The organism is Enterococcus sp. AZ149 (genome assembly GCF_051714285.1).
GTDB classification, from domain to species: domain Bacteria; phylum Bacillota; class Bacilli; order Lactobacillales; family Enterococcaceae; genus Enterococcus_D; species Enterococcus_D entomosocium.
Genome location: NZ_JBIORO010000001.1, coordinates 1407669 through 1425921 on the forward strand (window position 1 = coordinate 1407669; position 18253 = coordinate 1425921).

Genomic DNA, 18253 nt, shown 5'->3' on the forward strand with positions numbered 1-18253 from the left:
AGGAAAAGTATGAAACAAACATTTTCAAAAGATGAGAAGATCTTCAATACCGCCAATGTGATTTTCATGGTATTCTTTTTAGCCATCATTGCGTTGCCATTATGGAATATCGTCGCTTTGTCGTTCAATGATGCAACCGATGCCGCAAGAGGGGGGATCTATTTCTGGCCACGGGAATTTTCACTAGAAAGTTACTACACCGTTTTTGAAGATTCTGCGATCTATAAAGCTTTTGTTATCTCAGTTGCAAAAACAGTGATTGGCGTTGTTTTGCATACGGCATTAACGGCGATGGTCGCCTATGGGATGAGTCGCAGAAACTTAATGGGACGGAAAATCTACATGAACATGGGGATTTTAACGATGTTCGTTTCCGGAGGAATGATCCCAACCTTTCTCTTATTCAAAGAATTAGGATTGTTAAATAATTTTTGGGTTTACATCATTCCTGTCTTATTTTCTTTTTACGATATGGTGATTTTGATGAATTTTTTCCGGAGCATTCCATTTTCGCTGGAAGAATCTGCCATGATGGATGGCGCCAATCCTTTTATTATTTTCGTGAAAATCATTTTGCCATTGTCCCTTCCAGTTTTGGCAACCATTGCATTATTCCACGGCGTCTTTCAGTGGAACGACTACATGACCGCCAATATCTATGTGGATGATCGCAGTTTATATCCTTTACAAATGCTACTATTTCGGATCGTTTCGGAAAATCTATCGCCCGCAGTGGCGACTGGAACCAATGTTGTCAGAAATACAACTTCACAGTCATTGCAATTAGCAACCATGGTGGTAACGACGGTTCCTGTCGTCGTGATCTACCCATTTTTACAAAAGTACTTTATTCAAGGGATGACTCTTGGATCAGTAAAAGAATAGACAAAAGGAGAGAAAAAAATGAAAGCAAGCAAATTATTTTTAGGGATCGGTCTCGTATGTACATCAGTCATGGTATTAAGTGCCTGTGGTAATTCCAGCAGCGAGTCAAAAGGAGCTGCTGAGGTAGAAGATCTGCCAGAAGCTCGCTTTGAAGCAGACAAAGATACACCAAGCTGGCAAAAAGACACCGACCATGAAGCTACCTTAAAATGGTATGTCAATTTTGATTGGTATGCTCAGCCGGGGTGGGGCAAAGACACTGTGACGCGAAAAATCAAAGAAGACATGAATATCAATGTCGAATTTATTTCAGGAAATGACGAGAACCTTAATACGATGCTAGCTGGTGGCGATCTTCCAGATATCATGACCTTCGATAAAAACCTGTCTGCTGCAAATGAAGCGACAAAATTTGCCTTGCCATTGAATCTTTTGGCAGAAAAATATGACCCTTACTTCTTAGAACATGCAGCGAAACCGGAATCTGTTCAATGGTTTACTTTAGAAGATGGCAACATTTATGGATACCCGAGCTTTTCCACGACTGCACAAGATTATGAGGACGGCAATGTAGTGGGAGACCAAGTTTTCATTGTCCGCAAAGATATTTACGAAGCGTTAGGTGAACCCGATATGTCGACGCCAGAAGGATTTTTAGATGCGTTAAAACGGGCAAAAGAAGCATTTCCGACAGCAGATGATGGTGCAGCTCTAGTCCCATTTGCTTCGACTGCACTAGATATTTCCAATGGCGGGGATGGCGCCTATGGTGGTACTTTGCAAGACTTTCTCAGTATCGCACCAAGTGTAGACGGTCAATTCAATGATCGTGACGCTGATGAGGAGTACATCACTTGGATCGAGACATTTAGAAAAGCGTACAATGAGGGATACATCAACAATGACCAGTTTTCAGACAATGACAACACGATGAAGGAAAAACTAGGACAAGGGCGTTATTTTGCTTACCTGCATACGAATACGAAGGGACTCAATGAGTTTATGTCCGATAATAATGCCCGTAATCCTGAGCAAACCTATATTGCCGTCGATGGTCCGAAAAATTCGAATGGCGATGATTCCACTTTTACTGGCGGAAATATTGGTGGATGGACACAAACCTTCATCACGACATCGACAAAAGAACCCCAAAAAGCCATGGAACTTTTGACGTATTTAGCAAGTGAGTATGGCACGATGGTCACTACCTTTGGTATCGAAGGGGAAACATACAATCTTGTGGATGGCGTGGTTGAGTACTCAGAAGAAACAGAAGCGTTACGAAATTCTGATATTGCTCGCTTTGATAAGGAAATTGGTTTAGGTTCTTATTGGTTTGTTGGCAATGATAATTACGCCATTCAAATGGGACAAAAACCAGCAACATCGATTCGGCAGATGGTGGAATGGTCGCAAGACAAATTGGCGCCGCGTTTTGAGATCGAAGACATTGATCCTCGCACCGGTTCTGAAGCAAGAAACCTCACTTCCATCAACACAGCAAGAGTGCAAGCGTTGGTCAACTTTATTCAAGCAGACTCGGAAGAAGCGGGCCGTCAGATTTGGGAAGACTACCTAAAAGAACGAGAAAACAATGGATGGTCAGCAATCGTTGATTACCGAAATGAGAAAATCGCTGAAAATATTGAAAAATTAAACTAAAGGTGTGTGAGTGTGATGTTTGCTTTAGAGAGTCGTTTTTATCGTCTTTGCGAAATCGTTTTTCGTATGCTGGTATTGAATCTCTTGTTTTTAGTGGTATCGTTTCCGATCATCACGTTTCCAGCCGCTTTGCGAGCAGTGGTCGATGCTTACGAACATCCTGAAGCAAAACTGCTAAAACCCTTTTTGAAAAATAGCAAAAGCGCGTTATTGAAGACTCTTCCACTAGGGGTCTTCAATCTCTTCTCATTTTTATGCGGACTCAGCTTGTGGCGTTCTGCTACTTTGACGAATTCATTGTTTTTCTCTTTTTTGACCATCATTTTTCTTACTTTTTTGTTGTCCTACAACATTAACCTGTATGTGATGCAATCAAAAATGCAAGATCGGCAAAACCTGTTTGACCTTTTTCGTAGTAGTTTTTTCTTTACGATGATGCACTACCATAAAGGGATCGGAATCTTAGTCCTAGCAGCGATCGGCTATTTCTTCACATGGCAATCAGCACCAGGTATCTTCTATCTGTTTTGTCTGTCTGGGCCCTTGTATTTCTATCAAAAAGTGTTGCATCTAAACAGAGTGGATCAATCTTGATTCACTCTTTTTTTGTTGCTTGTAATCGCCACTAGCTAGGAAGTAGACAGGATGAAACACATTCCAATCTTTGAAACGCATTGAATTGAAAACGTTTGCTATTCTATTAGTAACAAATGTTTCCTATAATGAACCTACAAATCAATTACAAAGGAGTTTCCTCAATGAAAGAAAAAGTGATGGATGCGATGCAGAAATTCTCCAAGGCAATGTTTGTGCCCGTCTTGATTTTGCCGATCGCAGGGATATTGATTGCCGTTGGGAATGTGTTTACAAATGTCCGCTTGCTTGAGCAGTTTCCCTTTTTGGATAATCCGATAACCACCGGTTTTGGTAGTATCTTATCCGCTTCCTTATTACCGATTTTAACCAATTTGGGCATTATTTTTTGTGTCGGGATCGCTTTAGGGTTAGCTAATAAGAAAAAAGCTGAAGCGGGATTTACCGCGTTGTTAGGTTATTTCGTCTTCTTGAATGCCATGAATAAATTCATGGAACTTCGGGGGATGTTGGTTCCAGCCGATGCCCTTCAAGGTTCAGGACAAGCGATCGTTTTAGGAATCCAAGTGTTGGATATGGGGGTCTTTCTGGGTATCATTTTAGGGATCGTCGTAGCATTGATCCATAATCGTTTTATCGATACGACCTTTAACAACGCCTTTCAAGTTTATGGCGGCGCGCGCTTCGTCTTTATTGTCTTGATTCCGGTCGTCGTGTTATTAGCCATCGTTTCCACGTTTATATGGCCAGTAATACAAACTGGAATCGACGGTTTAGGCGGCATCATTCAACAAACGGGCAACTTTGGCATCTTCTTGTACGGTATGTTGGAACGCTTATTGATTCCAACTGGCTTGCATCACTTGATCTACACGCCGTTTTTGTATACTTCATTAGGCGGTGTCGCAGAAGTTGGCGGTCAAGTCTTTGAAGGGGCACGAAACATTTATTTTGCGGAAATTGCTGACCCAGCAGTCCGCGTATTATCGCAAAGTGTCATTTGGGACGCTCGTGGGATCTCAAAAATGTTTGGACTGATCGGTGCCTGTTTGGCGATGTATCAAACGGCAAAACCAGAAAATAAAGTCAAAGTCAAAGCCATTTTGATTCCAGCAGTTGTGACTTCCTTTATTGCAGGTGTGACTGAACCAATCGAATTTTCTTTTATGTTCGTGGCACCTGTTTTGTTCGTCATTCATTCTGCACTTAGCGGCTTGAGCATGGTGGCGTTAAATCTCTTTGGTTCTCGCGCCATCGGACCGAATGGCTTCATCGACTTTCTTTTGTACAACTTGCCCTTAGGGATCGAGAAAACTCGCTGGCCAGTGTACTTGATCGTCGGAGTCGTCTTCTTCTTTCTTTATTACTTCTTGTTCCGCTTTTTGATCACGAAACTGAATTTGAAAACGGTCGGGCGTGAAGAAGATGGGACAGAGACCAAACTGTATTCGAAGAAAGAGTACAAAGAAAAACAACTTGCTGGAGCAGGTGTCGGGGTCATGGCGAGTGACCAAGCCGCCACTAGTCCGACTGGTGAAACAAGTATCTCAGCAATCATCACCAAAGCGCTAGGTGGCGATGACAATATCAAAACCATCGACAACTGCTATACCCGCTTACGTTTAAAACTAAAGGATCCTGAACTCGTGGATGAAGCGCTACTAAAAGACGAAACACAAGCCAAAGGCGTGATCAAAAATGGTGAAAATGTCCATGTCGTTTACGGGTTGACTGTGCCGAAAGTGCGGGAAGAATTAGAAAATTATCTTGGAAGAGAAGGAGAGATTGAATGATGAAAAATTTTTCAGTAGTGATCGCAGGGGGCGGCAGTACCTTTACCCCGGGAATCGTTATGATGCTGCTTGATAATCAAGAACGCTTTCCTTTAAGAAAGCTGAAACTATACGACAATGATGAAGCACGCCAAGCGATCCTCGGTGAAGCCCTAGCGATCTTATTAAAAGAACAAGCACCGCAGATCGAATTTTCATTTACGACGGATCCTGAGGAAGCCTTCAGCGATGTCGATTTCTGTATGGCGCATATCCGAGTAGGAAAGTATGATATGCGGGAAAAAGATGAAAAAGTTCCCTTGCGTCATGGCGTCTTTGGTCAAGAAACCTGTGGTCCAGGAGGGATCGCTTATGGGATGCGCAGCATCACTGGTATGCTGGAGATCATTGATTACATGGAAAAGTATTCCCCCGATTGTTGGATGCTGAATTATTCCAATCCGGCTGCCATCGTAGCTGAAGCATGTCGAGTCTTGCGTCCTAAATCAAAAGTTCTGAATATCTGTGACATGCCCGTGGGCACGTTGCGTCGCATGTCGCAAATCATTGGCAAACAGCCAGAGGAGTTAGAAGTTCGCTACTTTGGCTTGAATCATTTTGGCTGGTGGACTAGTGTCAAAGACAAAGAAGGCACGGAGTACATTCAAACCATACGTGACTATGTTGCAGAACATGGCTATTTGACGCAGATCGAAGTGGATACCCAACATACAGACCCAAGTTGGCAAGACACCCACAAAAAAGCCAAAGACCTCTTGGCGCTCACACCAGAATATCTGCCAAATACGTACTTGAAGTATTATTTATACCCAGATTACGTCTACGAACACATGAAAGAACACCCAGAGTATACGCGTTCCAATGAAGTGATGGAAGGACGGGAAAGACGAGTGTTCGATCATGCCAAAAAGATCACTGCACAAGGATCTGCTGAAGGGATCGCTTTTGAGATTGATGCCCATGCAACCTTTATCGTTGATTTGGCACGCGCCATCGCTTTTAATACGCATGAGCGAATGGTCATGATTGTGGAAAACAACGGCGCGATTGCGAACTTCCCGGATGATGCCATGGTGGAAGTGCCATGTATCGTCGGTTCTGATGGACCAGAAGCCCTCGCTCAAGGAAAAATTCCTGCCTTCCAACAAGCGCTCATGTTCCAACAGGTGACTGTGGAAAAATTAGTGGTCGAAGCATATGTGGAAAAGAGCTATCAAAAAATGTGGCAAGCGTTAAGCCTTTCCAAAACGATTCCTAGCGCAAAAGTAGCCAAAGAGTTACTCGATGATTTGGTCTCGGAAAATGGTGATTACTGGCCAGGATTGTCTTGATTTGTTTCACATTTGCGAAACATTCGCTAGTTGGATAACGAAAGAGGAAGATTCTCCAAGAATCTTTCTTTTTTTTGATTTTTGCTGTGGAAGAATACTTCTCTGAAGAAAATCATCACTAAACGTCTTCTCAACAAAACGATCAGACAGGTATGCTAGAATATGCCACTAACTATGGTAGAATAAAGCTAATTGAATCAGATGAGAGGGAGCAATGCGATGTTTTTAGGGATTGATATCGGCACAACAGCCATAAAATTTGGGGTTATTGAAGATCGGAAAATCATTTACTCACAGTCATTACCAATCAAAACCCATAGCCACGGGTTAAAACAGACCCAATCAGCGACCCAGATCAGTAGCCAATTAATCAGTGGTGTCACAACGATTCCCACTCAATTAAAAGCGGCAATCACAGTGATCGGGTTCAGTACCGCTATGCACAGTTTGATGCCAGTGGCTGGTGAGACAGCAGAAGAGATTTACATTTGGTCAGACAATCAAGCGAGTCAAACGATGACGGCCTTTCGTCAAACGGATCTGGCGGCAACGTTTTATGAAGAGACAGGGACACCGATCCATGCAATGTCTCCCTTTGCGAAACTGGCTTATTTTCAAACAAGTGGTTCATATTCCAAAGAGACGAAATGGTTAGGCTTAAAAGAACTAGCAATGGCGTTGTTTACCGGACAAGCACGGATCGATTATAGTACCGCATCAGCGACCGGTCTTTTTTCTTTGAAAGAAAAGCAATGGAGTCAAAAGATTCTCACCTATTTATCCCTTTCAAAAGCCCAATTAGCGCCTTTATGTGCACCGACTGATCGTTTTTTGATTACCAAGGAGATGGCGCAGCGGTGTGGCTTGAAGCCTGAGGTAGAAGTGATGTGTGGGGCTAGCGATGGGTGTTTGGCAGCATATGCTGGCTATATTTCTACAGGGATCCGCAACAGCTTGACGATCGGGACCAGTGCGGCGGTTCGTAAAGTAAGTGAGACCACGGTCTTTGATCGCCAAAAACAAAATTTTTGCTACTATCTGCAAGAAGACCTCTATGTCGTAGGGGCACCTTCGAATAATGGCGGTTGTGTGCTTGCTTGGGCAAAAGAGACCTTATCAGAAGATCCTGATGGGTTTTATCATTATCTGCCGCAAGTCATGGAGGAATCACCGATCGGCAGCAACGGTTTACGTTTTTTCCCCTATTTAAATGGCGAGCGGGCACCCTTTTGGACGAATGAAATCACAGGTGGCTTTTCTGGCTTGACCCTGAAACACAATCGCTCAGATATGTTGCGGGCAGTCCTCGAAGGCATGCTGATGAACATCGATTTATTAAAGCAAATGGCGCAGTTGGAAGGAGCAGTCACTGTAAGTGGTGGTTTCTTTCAAACAAAACTATTAGGTCAAATGACCGCGGATGTGTTGGGGCTAACCTGTTATCTTTCCGATGAAAATGAACCGATATTCGGCTTGTATGATTTGTACAAAAGCTCTGTTGTGCGGCAAGATCAGCCAGATGAAAAATTTGTTCCTGATCCGCAGAACCACGCGCTTTATCAAGAACTGGCAAAAACGTATTTTCATGCATAAGCAAAAACCAGCAATCCACTAGGGTTGCTGGTTTTCTTTTTCAACACACGTGAAAGCGTCGACGATATATTCCATCAATAAGAGCAGTTTGCCAAAGAAACTGGTGTACTGGATGTTTTGGGTGTCGTAGGGACGTTCATCTGTCACTTCAAAGGAAAAGGTCGCTAGTTGATTGGCGCGATGCTCACCGTTCCCACAAAACAAAACAGTTGGTATGTGATGTTCATTGGCTAATGCCATCTTTTCCAGCACTTTTTGTGTTTCGCCAGATTTAGAAATAGTAATCAACATACTGATGTTCTCGATGTTGTTACTAATGATCCCACCTGAGTCAGAAGCACTGACTAATAAGGTTTTGATGCCGTTGACAAGCATTTTTTTGTGGAGGTATTCTGCCACGATCCCCGAAAAACCTGTGGCATAAATCGTAATAAACTTGTTCTTGTTTTGTCCATAGATTTCTTTGATCGCTTCGATCGTATCTGCAATACTGGCAGCGTCAATTTGGTAATCGATGGCGGCTTCAGTGATCGTCTGATTTTTCAAGCGATTCTTTAAGAAGTAAAGCAGCTCTAGATAGCCAGAAAAACCTAGTTTTTGCGCAAGCCGCACGATGGTTGCTGGGGAAGTGTAGATCGTTTTAGCGATTTCTCTTAAGGGCAGTCCATCGATCGCAGCGGTATTTGCAAGCAAATAATCAAGAATTTGCAGCTCATTGTCAGTCAATTTTTTTCCTTTGATCAATACATTTAAGTCCATTGTTCGGCACTCCTTTGTCTTGTCTTCATCATACAATGAATAACGACAGAAAGTAAAATAGGAATCGCGTCATGCTGATATATAGGAAAAAAGATTGTGCATTTCCTAAAAAGATATTATAATTTCTTATATAGAAAATAAAGGTGGAGAAATGATGACACAAAAACCATATGGAACCGTACTACTAAAAGCAGCAACCATTTTAGATTACCTCGCAGAAGCGCCAAGTAAACCATTGCAAGAAATTTCAGAAGCAACGAAACTGACCCCATCCACAGCTTTGAAAATATTGGAAACGCTACAAATGATCGGCTATGTCAAACGCGACAAAGAGAAGAATTATCGCTTAGGGTCTAAGCTGATCAAGTATGCGAATCAAAACATTCAAGAGCTTGATTTAGTGGAAATCAGCTTGCCATACTTGGAAGCATTGCAGAAAACGGCGGATGAAACGATCCACTTAGGGGTCTTGACCGCCAATGAGATTCTTTATGTCAATAAATTGGAGCCTCAGAATCAAACGATCCGCATGTCTTCAAAAGTAGGAATCACAAGACCGTTGTATAGCTCTGCCATGGGGAAAGCCGTTTTAGCGGAGTTTGATGCCCCTCAAGTAGAGGAGTACTTGGCAGCAACGCCTTTAACCGCTTATACCGAAAATACCATTACAAATCAGTTGAAGTTGAAGAAAGAATTGGAACAGGCAAAAGCGAACCAAGTAGCCTTTGATGATGAAGAAATGGAACAAGAAATCTATTGCATCGGCGCCTCACTGATAAAAGATCAGGAGATCGTTGGGGCGTTTTCTATCAGCCTACCGAAATACCGCTTGACCCCAGAATACAAAACGACATTGATCGATGCGATTATTGCGACAAAACAACAAATTGAACAAGCGTTATAAACTTTTTAATGGAAAGCCCTTGCAAATAAAAACGAGAACGGTATAATGAACGTGTAAGTTTCTTTATAATAAATACCATTTTCCAAATAGGAAATAAGTGGAGGGTCTTAATGAAAAAAGTAGCGAATTTAATGAAACTAAAGGAAAGCGGTGTGATCGCTGTTGTACGTGGCGCTTCAAAAGAAGAAGCACTACAAGCAAGTAAAGCGATCGTTGCAGGGGGGATCACCGGCATTGAGTTGACTTTTACAGTGCCTCAAGCGGCGGATGTAATCGCTGAATTAGTAGCAACCTTCAAAGAGAATCCAGAGGTAGTTGTTGGTGCGGGGACCGTTCTTGATGCAGTGACCGCCCGCTTAGCGATCATGGCAGGAGCAGAATATGTCGTCAGCCCAACCTTTGATCAAGAAACGGCTGAATTATGTAATTTATATCAAATCCCGTATCTGCCTGGTTGCATGACCATTTCAGAAATGAAGGACGCCTTAAAAGCAGGCGCAGATATCATTAAACTATTCCCGGGTAGTGCGTATGGACCAAGTATCATCTCGGCCTTCAAAGCGCCATTGCCACAATTAAACATTATGCCGACCGGTGGTGTCAGCTTAGACAACATGCAAGAATGGTTTGCAGCGGGTGTTGTAGCCGTTGGTGTAGGGGGGAATTTGTTAGCGCCAGCAGCAAGTGGGGATTTTGACAAAGTAACAGAAGTAGCGAAACAATATGCGGCAAAATTAAAAGAGATTCGAGGAAAGTAAGATGGCAAACATTCTGACACTAGGAGAAATCATGTTGCGTCTATCGACAACGTTAGGCGACCGAATCGCCCATAGTTCGACGTTTGCTGCCCATTATGGTGGCGGGGAAGCCAATGTTGCGATTTCCTTGGCAAATTTTGGTCATCACGTTTCTTTTGGTAGTAAAGTGCCGGAAAATGCTTTAGGAGATGCCGTTTTTCATCATTTACGAAGCTATGGCGTCGATTGTCGTCACTTGCTTCGTGGCGGTTCCCGACTAGGTACTTACTATATTGAAACCGGTATCGGGGAACGAGCAGCGCGAGTGGTTTATGATCGCGCAGGCTCTAGCTTTGCTCAAATGAAGGAAAATGAGTGGCAGTCTGACCTTTTTGATGGGATTGACATTGTTCACCTTTCAGGGATCACGCCAGCTCTTTCATCGACTTGGCAGACACTTTTGCTGACGTTGATCAAAGAAGCGAAAGCAGCTGGTTGTAAAATCAGTTTCGATATCAATTATCGTGGAAAGCTGTGGACGACCGCTGAAGCGCGCGACTTTTTGCAAGAAGTGCTCCCCTATGTCGATTATTGCTCGGCAGGACAGTTAGATGCACAAGTCTTTATGGATGTAGCAGCTCCAACAGAGGAAGTCGAAGATGACTACTATTATCAAGAAATGCATCGGAAATACCCAAATATCCAGCTCTTTTATTCAACTAGTCGTCAGGTGCTCTCAGCAAGTCACAATCAATTGACAGGAAGCCTATGGCATAACGGCAATTATGTCGTTTCTGCTACCCATGAGATCAATCCAATCGTTGATCGCGTCGGAGGCGGCGATGCCTTTTCAGCTGGTATCCTACATGGTGTTGTCACGAAGAAACAAGACCAAGAAATCGTTGATTTTGCCACTGCCGCATCTGCTTTGAAACATACGATCCATGGCGACTGTAATCAGTTTAGCGCCAATGAGATACAAGAATTTATTGCAACAGGTTCAGGAAAAATTATTCGATAGGAGGAATAAAACATGCAACACATGGAAACACGCTATACCCATAGTCCACTTGATATTCGTCACTATAGTACCGAGGAATTACGCAGAGAATTTTTGGTAGAAAAAATTTTCACACCAGGACAAATCATGCTGACCTATACCCACAATGATCGGATGATCTTTGGCGGAGTGACACCGACAGAAGAAGCGTTAGAAGTGCAATTAAGCAGCGAATTAGGGGTGGAATACTTCTTAGAACGTCGCGAATTAGGCGTCATCAATATTGGAGGACCTGGTGCGATCACGATCGATGGCCAAAAAGAACCAATGAAAAAACAAGACGGCTACTATATCGGCAAGGAAACCAAACAAGTCTTGTTCCACTCAGATGATCCAGCAAATCCAGCGAAATTCTATCTATCTTGCGTGCCAGCACATAAGAAATACCCAAATGTAAAAATCAGTATTGATCAAGTCACACCAATGGAGACAGGCGAGGGCTTGACATTAAATGAACGGAAAATTTATCAATACATTCACCCAAATGTTTGTGAAAGCTGTCAATTACAAATGGGGTACACGATCTTAGAACCAGGCAGTGCTTGGAATACGATGCCAAGTCATACCCATGAACGTCGGATGGAAGCATATGTGTATTTTGATTTTGCCAACGAAGACACAAAAGTGTTCCATATGATGGGCAAACCAGATGAAACGAAGCATTTAGTCGTTAGTGAAGAACAAGCAGTTATTTCTCCAAGCTGGTCGATCCATTCGGGTGTTGGAACCAGTAACTACTCCTTTATCTGGGCAATGTGTGGCGAAAATATCACCTATACCGACATGGATATGGTGGCAATGGACGACTTAAAATAAAAAGAAAGAGGGTTTATCAATTATGGATTTTTCAATGGATCAATTTCGTTTAGATGGTAAGATCGCATTAGTGACAGGCGCTGTCTATGGGATCGGTTTTACGATCGCTCGTTCATTAGCAGAAGCAGGAGCAACGATCGTTTTTAACAACTTGGATCAAGAATCAGTGGATAAAGGATTAGCAAACTATCGTGAAGCAGGGATCGAAGCCCACGGCTATGTCTGTGATGTAACGGATGAAAAAGCAGTCAACGAAATGGTCAAGCAGATCGAAGAAGAAGTTGGCGTGATTGATATCTTAGTCAATAATGCTGGGATCATCAAACGAATCCCGATGTTGGAGATGTCTGCTGAAGACTTCCGCCAAGTCGTTGACGTGGACTTGAACGCTCCATTTATCGTTTCAAAAGCAGTCTTACCGTCAATGATCAAAAAAGGACATGGAAAAATCATTAACATTTGCTCAATGATGAGTGAATTGGGAAGAGAAACGGTGGCTGGTTACGCAGCGGCTAAAGGCGGCTTGAAAATGTTGACGAAAAACATTTGTGCTGAATTTGGTTCAGCTAACATTCAATGTAATGGGATCGGACCTGGTTATATTGCAACACCGCAAACCGCACCATTACGAGAGATCCAACCAGACGGTTCTCGTCACCCATTTGATCAATTTATCGTAGCGAAAACACCTGCTGCCCGTTGGGGTGAGCCAGAAGATTTAGCAGGACCAACGATTTTCTTAGCTTCTGAGGCATCCAACTTTGTCAATGGCCATGTCTTATATGTAGACGGCGGTATCTTGGCGTATATCGGGAAACAACCTGAATAAAACAATCAATAGTAAGGATGGGGACGATTGCAATCGTTCCCATTTTTATGGTGCAACACCTAAGAAATGCAAGGCTTTAAAAGGTAGCTTGGCGATAAATGGGTTGAAGCAAAGGAATGGCAAACAAATCTTTTAGAAAGAGCTACTCAAGCAAAACGCTGTGAAGGAAAATGGTCTTCGCAGCGTTTTGCTTGAGTAGCTCTTTTTCAAATCAGGTAGCGTATTTATGTTAGGGGAAGATTCAACACGAACAATGAGTTTCAATCTAACAAAACTTGTTGTGCAAGCGGTAATAAAGCATTTGTCAAACATTTGGCAACTAATTTGGCGACGGCTGTAGCACCTTGGTTATTCAAATGCGTGTTATCCGTAATGCCGGCTGGATAATTGGGGTGCTGGTTTTTTTCTAAATGAAGAAAATAGGTTTTCGCCTGTTGTGGTTCCAATGCTGAAAAGAACCGTTGTGTTGCGGCAAAAAGATCCAGACAGACCACATCCAAGGAGGTAGCCAAAGCACGCATTGCTTCTGGGTAAGGACCGACTGCCAAAGGATCAAGTTGCTGTTGGTCCACGTAATGCAAACGAGTGATCGAGGTCAATAGGATCGGTGTCGCTTGCTGCTGGCGTGCCGTTTGCACGAAGGTTGCTAAATTATGCTGATATTCTACAGGTGTCGTACCACGACTATCTGTTTTTTGATCGTTGTGTCCAAATTGAATCAAGAGATAATCACCAGCATATAGTTCTTTTTTTGCCTGCAACAAGCGTCCTTCTTCAATGAAGCTTTTGGAGGAACGCCCATTTTTTGCCAAGTTGACGATTTGATGCTGGGGGAGATAGCGTGAGATCTTTTCACCCCAGCCCGTTTCTGGACGAGCGCTAGGCTCTTTGATCGATGCGGTGGAATCACCGACGATGACGATTTTTTCCATTGTCTTTCTCCTGAAATTTGAAGTAGTTTTTGGCGTTTTGATAACAGACATTTTCTACTAATGGTTTTAGCTGACGAAGATCAGCAGGTGCTTCACCACGTACAGCGATCTCAGCAAGCCATTCACAAAAGACGCGTCGGAAATATTCATGACGGGTGTAAGACAGAAAGCTTCTTGAATCCGTCAGCATGCCGACAAAGTTAAAGATCACACTGCCGTCTGCGAATTTCGTCAATTGGTGACGCATGCCTGCGCGGGTGTCGTTATACCACCAACCAGATCCTAACTGCAATTTATTATTGCCTTCTTGCTGGAAGCACCCCATCAAAGCGACGAGTGCATCATAGTCATTGGGATTTAAGGAGTAGAGAATCGTTTGAGGCAAATGGTCTTGCGCATCAGCAGCGTTCAATAATTTCTGCAAGTTTTGAGTCAGTGGTTGATCATTGATGCCATCGTAGCCAGTATCTGGTCCCAAGCGCTCAAACATTCGTTGGTTGCAGTTACGGTACGCATGGACATGCAGTTGCATCGTCCAACCATGTTCGTGATACAGCTGCATCAGTTCAACTAGAACATTGGTTTTGAAGAACGAGACTTCTTTTTCCTCCAAAGATTCTCCAGCTAATGCTTTGGCAAAAATTGCTTCAAGGGATAACTGTTCGTCTGTAGCATACACTAAAGTATCCAGCGCATGGTCAGACAAGCGGCAGTGATGCTGGTGAAAATAGCTTACACGGTCCCGCAAGGCTGTCAAGAAAGCATCGTAGGTAGTGATCGCGTTTTCGACACTCTTTTCGAGTTTGGTAACATAGGTAAGAAAATTCGGATGGTCGATTTGTAACGCTTTGTCAGGTCGAAAGGTCGGCAAGACCCGAAAACGTTGCTCTGTTTGGCTTAATTGGTGATGATAGTGAAGATCATCGACTGGATCATCTGTGGTGCAAACGATCTCGACTTTACTGCGAGCAATCAAAGCTCTTCGGGTAAAGTCTTTTTGCTGCAATTTTTCGTTGCATAGCCTCCACAAAGTTTCGGCATTTTCTTCAGTAACGGGAAGATCGATCGCAAAAAATCGCTTTAACTCTAAATGGGTCCAACTGTAAAGGGGATTTCCCACCAATTTTGGCACTGTTTGACACCATGCCAAAAATTTTTCATAATCACTGGCATTGCCCGTAATCGCTTCTTCGGGTACGCCACAAGCGCGCATCAATCGCCACTTGTAATGATCGCCACTTAGCCATGCCTCGGTGATAGTTTTAAAGGGCCGATCCTCATAGATTTCTTTCGGGTCTAAGTGGCAGTGGTAATCAATGATCGGCAGATCTTTGGCATAGTCATGGTAAAGGGTTTGAGCAATTTCATTTGGCAGTAAATAGTTTTCATTTAAAAACATGTCGAACCTCTTTTCTTTGGTTATAGTGTCACACCATTTTTAAAGATGGCGATCTCACGAACGTTGTTGGCTTCATTACGAGTCGGTTTTCCACTGGCAGTATCGATGATCGCTTGAATAAAGTCTTCCAGCACGACCTCCATCGGCTCTTCCAACAAGCGACCAGCGTTGAAATCCATCCAGTGGGGTTTCTTATGATAAATCTCTTGATTCGTGGCAACTTTCATGGTCGGCACATAGGCACCAAATGGCGTGCCCCGACCAGTGGTAAATAAGACGAGTTGGCAATCGGCAGAAGCCAGTGCAGAAGCGGCAACAAGGTCGTTTCCAGGACCTTCCAGCAGGCTCAAGCCTGGCTTTCGGAGTTTCTCCCCATATTTTAAGACATCGACGACAGCGGAAGTCCCAGATTTTTGGGTACAGCCTAATGACTTATCTTCTAGCGTAGTGATACCGCCTGCCTTATTGCCAGGAGAAGGATTTTCATAGACTGGTTCACCGTAAGCAAGAAAATAATCTTTAAAGTCGTTGATTAGATGGAGGATTTTTTCAAAGGTTGCTTCATCTTGTGCACGCGCCATCAAGACTTGTTCAGCGCCAAACATTTCGGGTACTTCCGTCAAGACCGTGCTGCCACCTTGAGAAACTAAAAAGTCAGAAAATGCCCCTAACAAAGGGTTGGCGGTGATCCCAGAAAACCCGTCAGAACCCCCACATTTTAACCCGATCTTTAGCTCACTCAAGGGAACGGCTTCTCGTTGATCCTCTTTTGCTGCTTCCAGTAATTCTTCTAATAAGCTTTCGCCGACCGCAATTTCATCGTCGCTTTCCTGTGCCACCATAAATTTGACGCGCTTTGGATCGTAGTCACCCAGGTTTTTCTTAAACTCGGGAACGGTGTTGTTCTCACAACCTAAGCCAAAGACCAAGACGCCACCGGCATTTGGATGATGCACCGCATCAATTAAAATTTGACGGGTGTTTTGATGATCTTGGCCTAACTGGGAGCAGCCGTAGGGATGTTTAAGGATCGTAATATGATCAAAGGTGCCAAGATCTGGATGATTCTTCTTGAAGTTTTCAACAATGATCTCAGCGATACCATTGATACAACCAACTGTTGGCACGATCAGTAAATCATTACGAATTCCAACTTTGCCGTTTGCTCGACGGTACCCTTGGAACGTCGCAGCCCTTTTTGGATAACGGACGGGATGCAAATCGGGGGCATAGGTGTATGCTAAGGTTCCAGAAAGGTTGGTTTTGACATTGTGGGTATGCAACCATTGGCCAGTTTTCACGTCAGCTAAGAGATGTCCAATGGGATAGCCATATTTGATCACGTCTTGTGATTGTGCTAGATCTTTGAGGGCGATTTTGTGTCCTTGTGGAATATCCTCAAAAAGGGGGATCGTTTGGTCTTCAAATGAAAGGGTCGTTTTAGCAGCTAGTGGTTTTAATGCGACTGCGACATTATCATTAGGGTGCAATTTCAATAGTTGCGCGGGTGTTTCTGTTAATGTGCTGGACATAAAGATTCTCCTTTATTTCAAACTTGGCTCAGGGGTGTCAATCGACGCAAGTAACTGGCGGGGTCCGTCTTGTTTTAGACATGCGCACATTTCATTGATTGTCGCTGTCATAAAGCTCAGGTCTGCATGCCAGAGTTGCTCATTTTTTAATAGAGTGGCGATCTGTTTTTCTGCTGGTAATTGTTTCACTTGCTGAAATATGGTTGTCACTAGGTCATCATCTTGAAAAGGTCGAGTGAGATAGAAAGTCAGCAACCCTGCCAGTGCGGCAGTGATTCGTTTTGGTAACTGCTGGTTTTGTTGGACATAACGAGTTAAGACTGGTTGAAGACGCGCACGGAATTTTGAGACGCTGTTTAAAGCGATCGATTGCAGCTGATGCTTCACATAAGGATTTCTGAAGCGCTCTTTGATTTGTTCCGCATAAGCTGCAAGCTGCGCTTTAGGCAAATCAAGCATTGGAATCAACTCTTCCAGAAAAAGACCATCCAAAAAGGCTGCAAAATCACGGTCGTTCATTACTTCTTCAACGGTTTCTAAACCAGCTAAAAGACCGAGTGGAACCATCGCCGTATGAGGACCATTTAATAAATGTACTTTTTGTTCACGGTAAGGGGTCATATCTTCTGTCACGATCACATTCAACCCAGCTTCTTGCAAGGGAAGCTTTTCGGCTACGCCGCTTCCTTCGATCACCCAGAGCATAAAGGGTTCCGCAGTGACCATTACGGCATCCTCATAGCCAAGAATCTCTTGGTATTGTGCCACTTTATCGCGAGGATATCCTGGAACGATCCGATCGACTAAGCTGCAGCAGAAGGTGTTTTCTTTTTCTAACCAGTTGACGAAGTCTGACTCCAAAGACCATAATGCGGCATATTGTAAGACGATATCTTTTAGTTTTTCCCCATTCCGATCGATTAATTCACAAGGAATGATCAAAAATCCCGGTTTTTGTCGTTGAAAACGACGATACAAAAGAGCGGTCAGTTTTGCAGGAAAACTTTTGGGAGGGGTATCGTATAAGGTATCCTCTAGGTGAAACGCAATACCTGCTTCCGTCGTATTAGAAACGATGATCTCGAGTTGCTCATCTTCGGCTAAAGCAAGATAGTCTACCCATTGCTGATAAGGATTCAGCACTTGATCAATGGTGGAGACGACTTCAAATGTTTGAGAAGGAGCGCCATCGACAAGTCCTTCTAAGATAACGGTGTAGAGATTTTCTTGTTGTGCCAACAGCTCTTTCAAGCCGTGATCAATCGGCTGTACCACAATGGCACTGCCATTAAAAAGACCTTGCTTGTTCATTTGCTGCAGCTGCCAGTTAAAAAAGCCCCGCATAAAATTGCCTTCCCCGAGTTGAATCACTCGGGCTGGATAGGTTTGATGGGGTTGTTCGGTAATTTTTTTCATAGAATCCTCCT

Annotated in this window: 16 protein-coding genes; 11 read left to right on the forward strand and 5 right to left on the reverse strand. The window is 43.5% G+C overall.

Going from position 1 to position 18253, the window contains the following annotated elements; translation table 11 throughout:
- Nucleotides 1-9 precede the first annotated feature (9 nt).
- The 6 genes from IGI94_RS06605 (at nucleotide 10) to IGI94_RS06630 (ending at nucleotide 7858) form a co-directional block, all read left to right on the forward strand.
- The gene (locus IGI94_RS06605) at nucleotides 10-885 is read left to right on the forward strand and encodes a carbohydrate ABC transporter permease (protein ID WP_005236529.1); all 876 of its coding nucleotides are present in this window, start codon (nucleotides 10-12) and stop codon (nucleotides 883-885) included.
- A gap of 18 nt (nucleotides 886-903) precedes the next feature.
- Nucleotides 904-2547: an ABC transporter gene (locus IGI94_RS06610; protein ID WP_086317231.1), complete on the forward strand. Its 1644-nt coding sequence runs from the start codon at nucleotides 904-906 to the stop codon at nucleotides 2545-2547.
- Between the two features lie 15 nt (nucleotides 2548-2562).
- Nucleotides 2563-3141 (forward strand): hypothetical protein, encoded by a 579-nt coding sequence (locus IGI94_RS06615; protein ID WP_005236526.1) that lies wholly within the window; start codon nucleotides 2563-2565, stop codon nucleotides 3139-3141.
- 164 nt (nucleotides 3142-3305) lie between these two features.
- Nucleotides 3306-4934 (forward strand): PTS transporter subunit EIIC, encoded by a 1629-nt coding sequence (locus tag IGI94_RS06620; protein ID WP_087664236.1) that lies wholly within the window; start codon nucleotides 3306-3308, stop codon nucleotides 4932-4934.
- Nucleotides 4934-6265: a 6-phospho-alpha-glucosidase gene (locus IGI94_RS06625; RefSeq protein WP_086338716.1), complete on the forward strand. Its 1332-nt coding sequence runs from the start codon at nucleotides 4934-4936 to the stop codon at nucleotides 6263-6265. Before IGI94_RS06620 ends, IGI94_RS06625 begins: the two co-directional genes overlap by 1 nt.
- Nucleotides 6266-6484: 219 nt before the next feature.
- Nucleotides 6485-7858, forward strand: coding sequence for a gluconokinase (locus tag IGI94_RS06630; protein WP_431409580.1), 1374 nt, complete (start codon nucleotides 6485-6487; stop codon nucleotides 7856-7858).
- Between the two features lie 18 nt (nucleotides 7859-7876).
- Here the strand turns inward: IGI94_RS06630 and IGI94_RS06635 are convergent, their stop codons facing one another.
- Nucleotides 7877-8617 (reverse strand): MurR/RpiR family transcriptional regulator, encoded by a 741-nt coding sequence (locus IGI94_RS06635; RefSeq protein ID WP_008381545.1) that lies wholly within the window; start codon nucleotides 8615-8617, stop codon nucleotides 7877-7879.
- Between the two features lie 151 nt (nucleotides 8618-8768).
- Between IGI94_RS06635 and IGI94_RS06640 the strand changes: the two genes are divergently transcribed.
- From IGI94_RS06640 to IGI94_RS06660, 5 genes are all read left to right on the forward strand, one after another.
- Nucleotides 8769-9521 carry an IclR family transcriptional regulator gene (locus tag IGI94_RS06640; RefSeq protein WP_016621204.1) on the forward strand — a complete coding sequence of 251 codons (753 nt, stop codon included), beginning with the start codon at nucleotides 8769-8771 and terminating at the stop codon, nucleotides 9519-9521.
- 110 nt (nucleotides 9522-9631) lie between these two features.
- A complete protein-coding gene (locus IGI94_RS06645) occupies nucleotides 9632-10279 on the forward strand; it encodes a bifunctional 4-hydroxy-2-oxoglutarate aldolase/2-dehydro-3-deoxy-phosphogluconate aldolase (protein WP_016621203.1) in 648 nt (215 codons plus the stop codon).
- Between the two features lies 1 nt (nucleotide 10280).
- The gene (locus IGI94_RS06650) at nucleotides 10281-11279 is read left to right on the forward strand and encodes a PfkB family carbohydrate kinase (RefSeq protein ID WP_438899562.1); all 999 of its coding nucleotides are present in this window, start codon (nucleotides 10281-10283) and stop codon (nucleotides 11277-11279) included.
- Between the two features lie 12 nt (nucleotides 11280-11291).
- Nucleotides 11292-12134 carry a 5-dehydro-4-deoxy-D-glucuronate isomerase gene (gene kduI / locus IGI94_RS06655; protein WP_005229915.1) on the forward strand — a complete coding sequence of 281 codons (843 nt, stop codon included), beginning with the start codon at nucleotides 11292-11294 and terminating at the stop codon, nucleotides 12132-12134.
- Nucleotides 12135-12156: 22 nt separating this feature from the next.
- Nucleotides 12157-12963: a gluconate 5-dehydrogenase gene (locus IGI94_RS06660; RefSeq protein ID WP_438899563.1), complete on the forward strand. Its 807-nt coding sequence runs from the start codon at nucleotides 12157-12159 to the stop codon at nucleotides 12961-12963.
- Nucleotides 12964-13223: 260 nt separating this feature from the next.
- Here the strand turns inward: IGI94_RS06660 and IGI94_RS06665 are convergent, their stop codons facing one another.
- From IGI94_RS06665 to IGI94_RS06680, 4 genes are read right to left on the reverse strand one after another with little or no spacing between them, the layout of a single operon-like run.
- Nucleotides 13224-13895 carry a rhamnogalacturonan acetylesterase gene (locus tag IGI94_RS06665; RefSeq protein ID WP_438899564.1) on the reverse strand — a complete coding sequence of 224 codons (672 nt, stop codon included), beginning with the start codon at nucleotides 13893-13895 and terminating at the stop codon, nucleotides 13224-13226.
- Nucleotides 13870-15294: a glucuronate isomerase gene (uxaC, locus tag IGI94_RS06670; protein WP_438899565.1), complete on the reverse strand. Its 1425-nt coding sequence runs from the start codon at nucleotides 15292-15294 to the stop codon at nucleotides 13870-13872. Before uxaC ends, IGI94_RS06665 begins: the two co-directional genes overlap by 26 nt.
- A gap of 20 nt (nucleotides 15295-15314) precedes the next feature.
- Complete coding sequence (locus tag IGI94_RS06675) at nucleotides 15315-16826, reverse strand: UxaA family hydrolase (RefSeq protein ID WP_438899566.1); 1512 nt, start codon at nucleotides 16824-16826, stop codon at nucleotides 15315-15317.
- A 12-nt stretch (nucleotides 16827-16838) separates the two neighbouring features.
- Nucleotides 16839-18242 (reverse strand): tagaturonate reductase, encoded by a 1404-nt coding sequence (locus IGI94_RS06680; RefSeq protein WP_438899567.1) that lies wholly within the window; start codon nucleotides 18240-18242, stop codon nucleotides 16839-16841.
- Nucleotides 18243-18253: the final 11 nt, after the last annotated feature.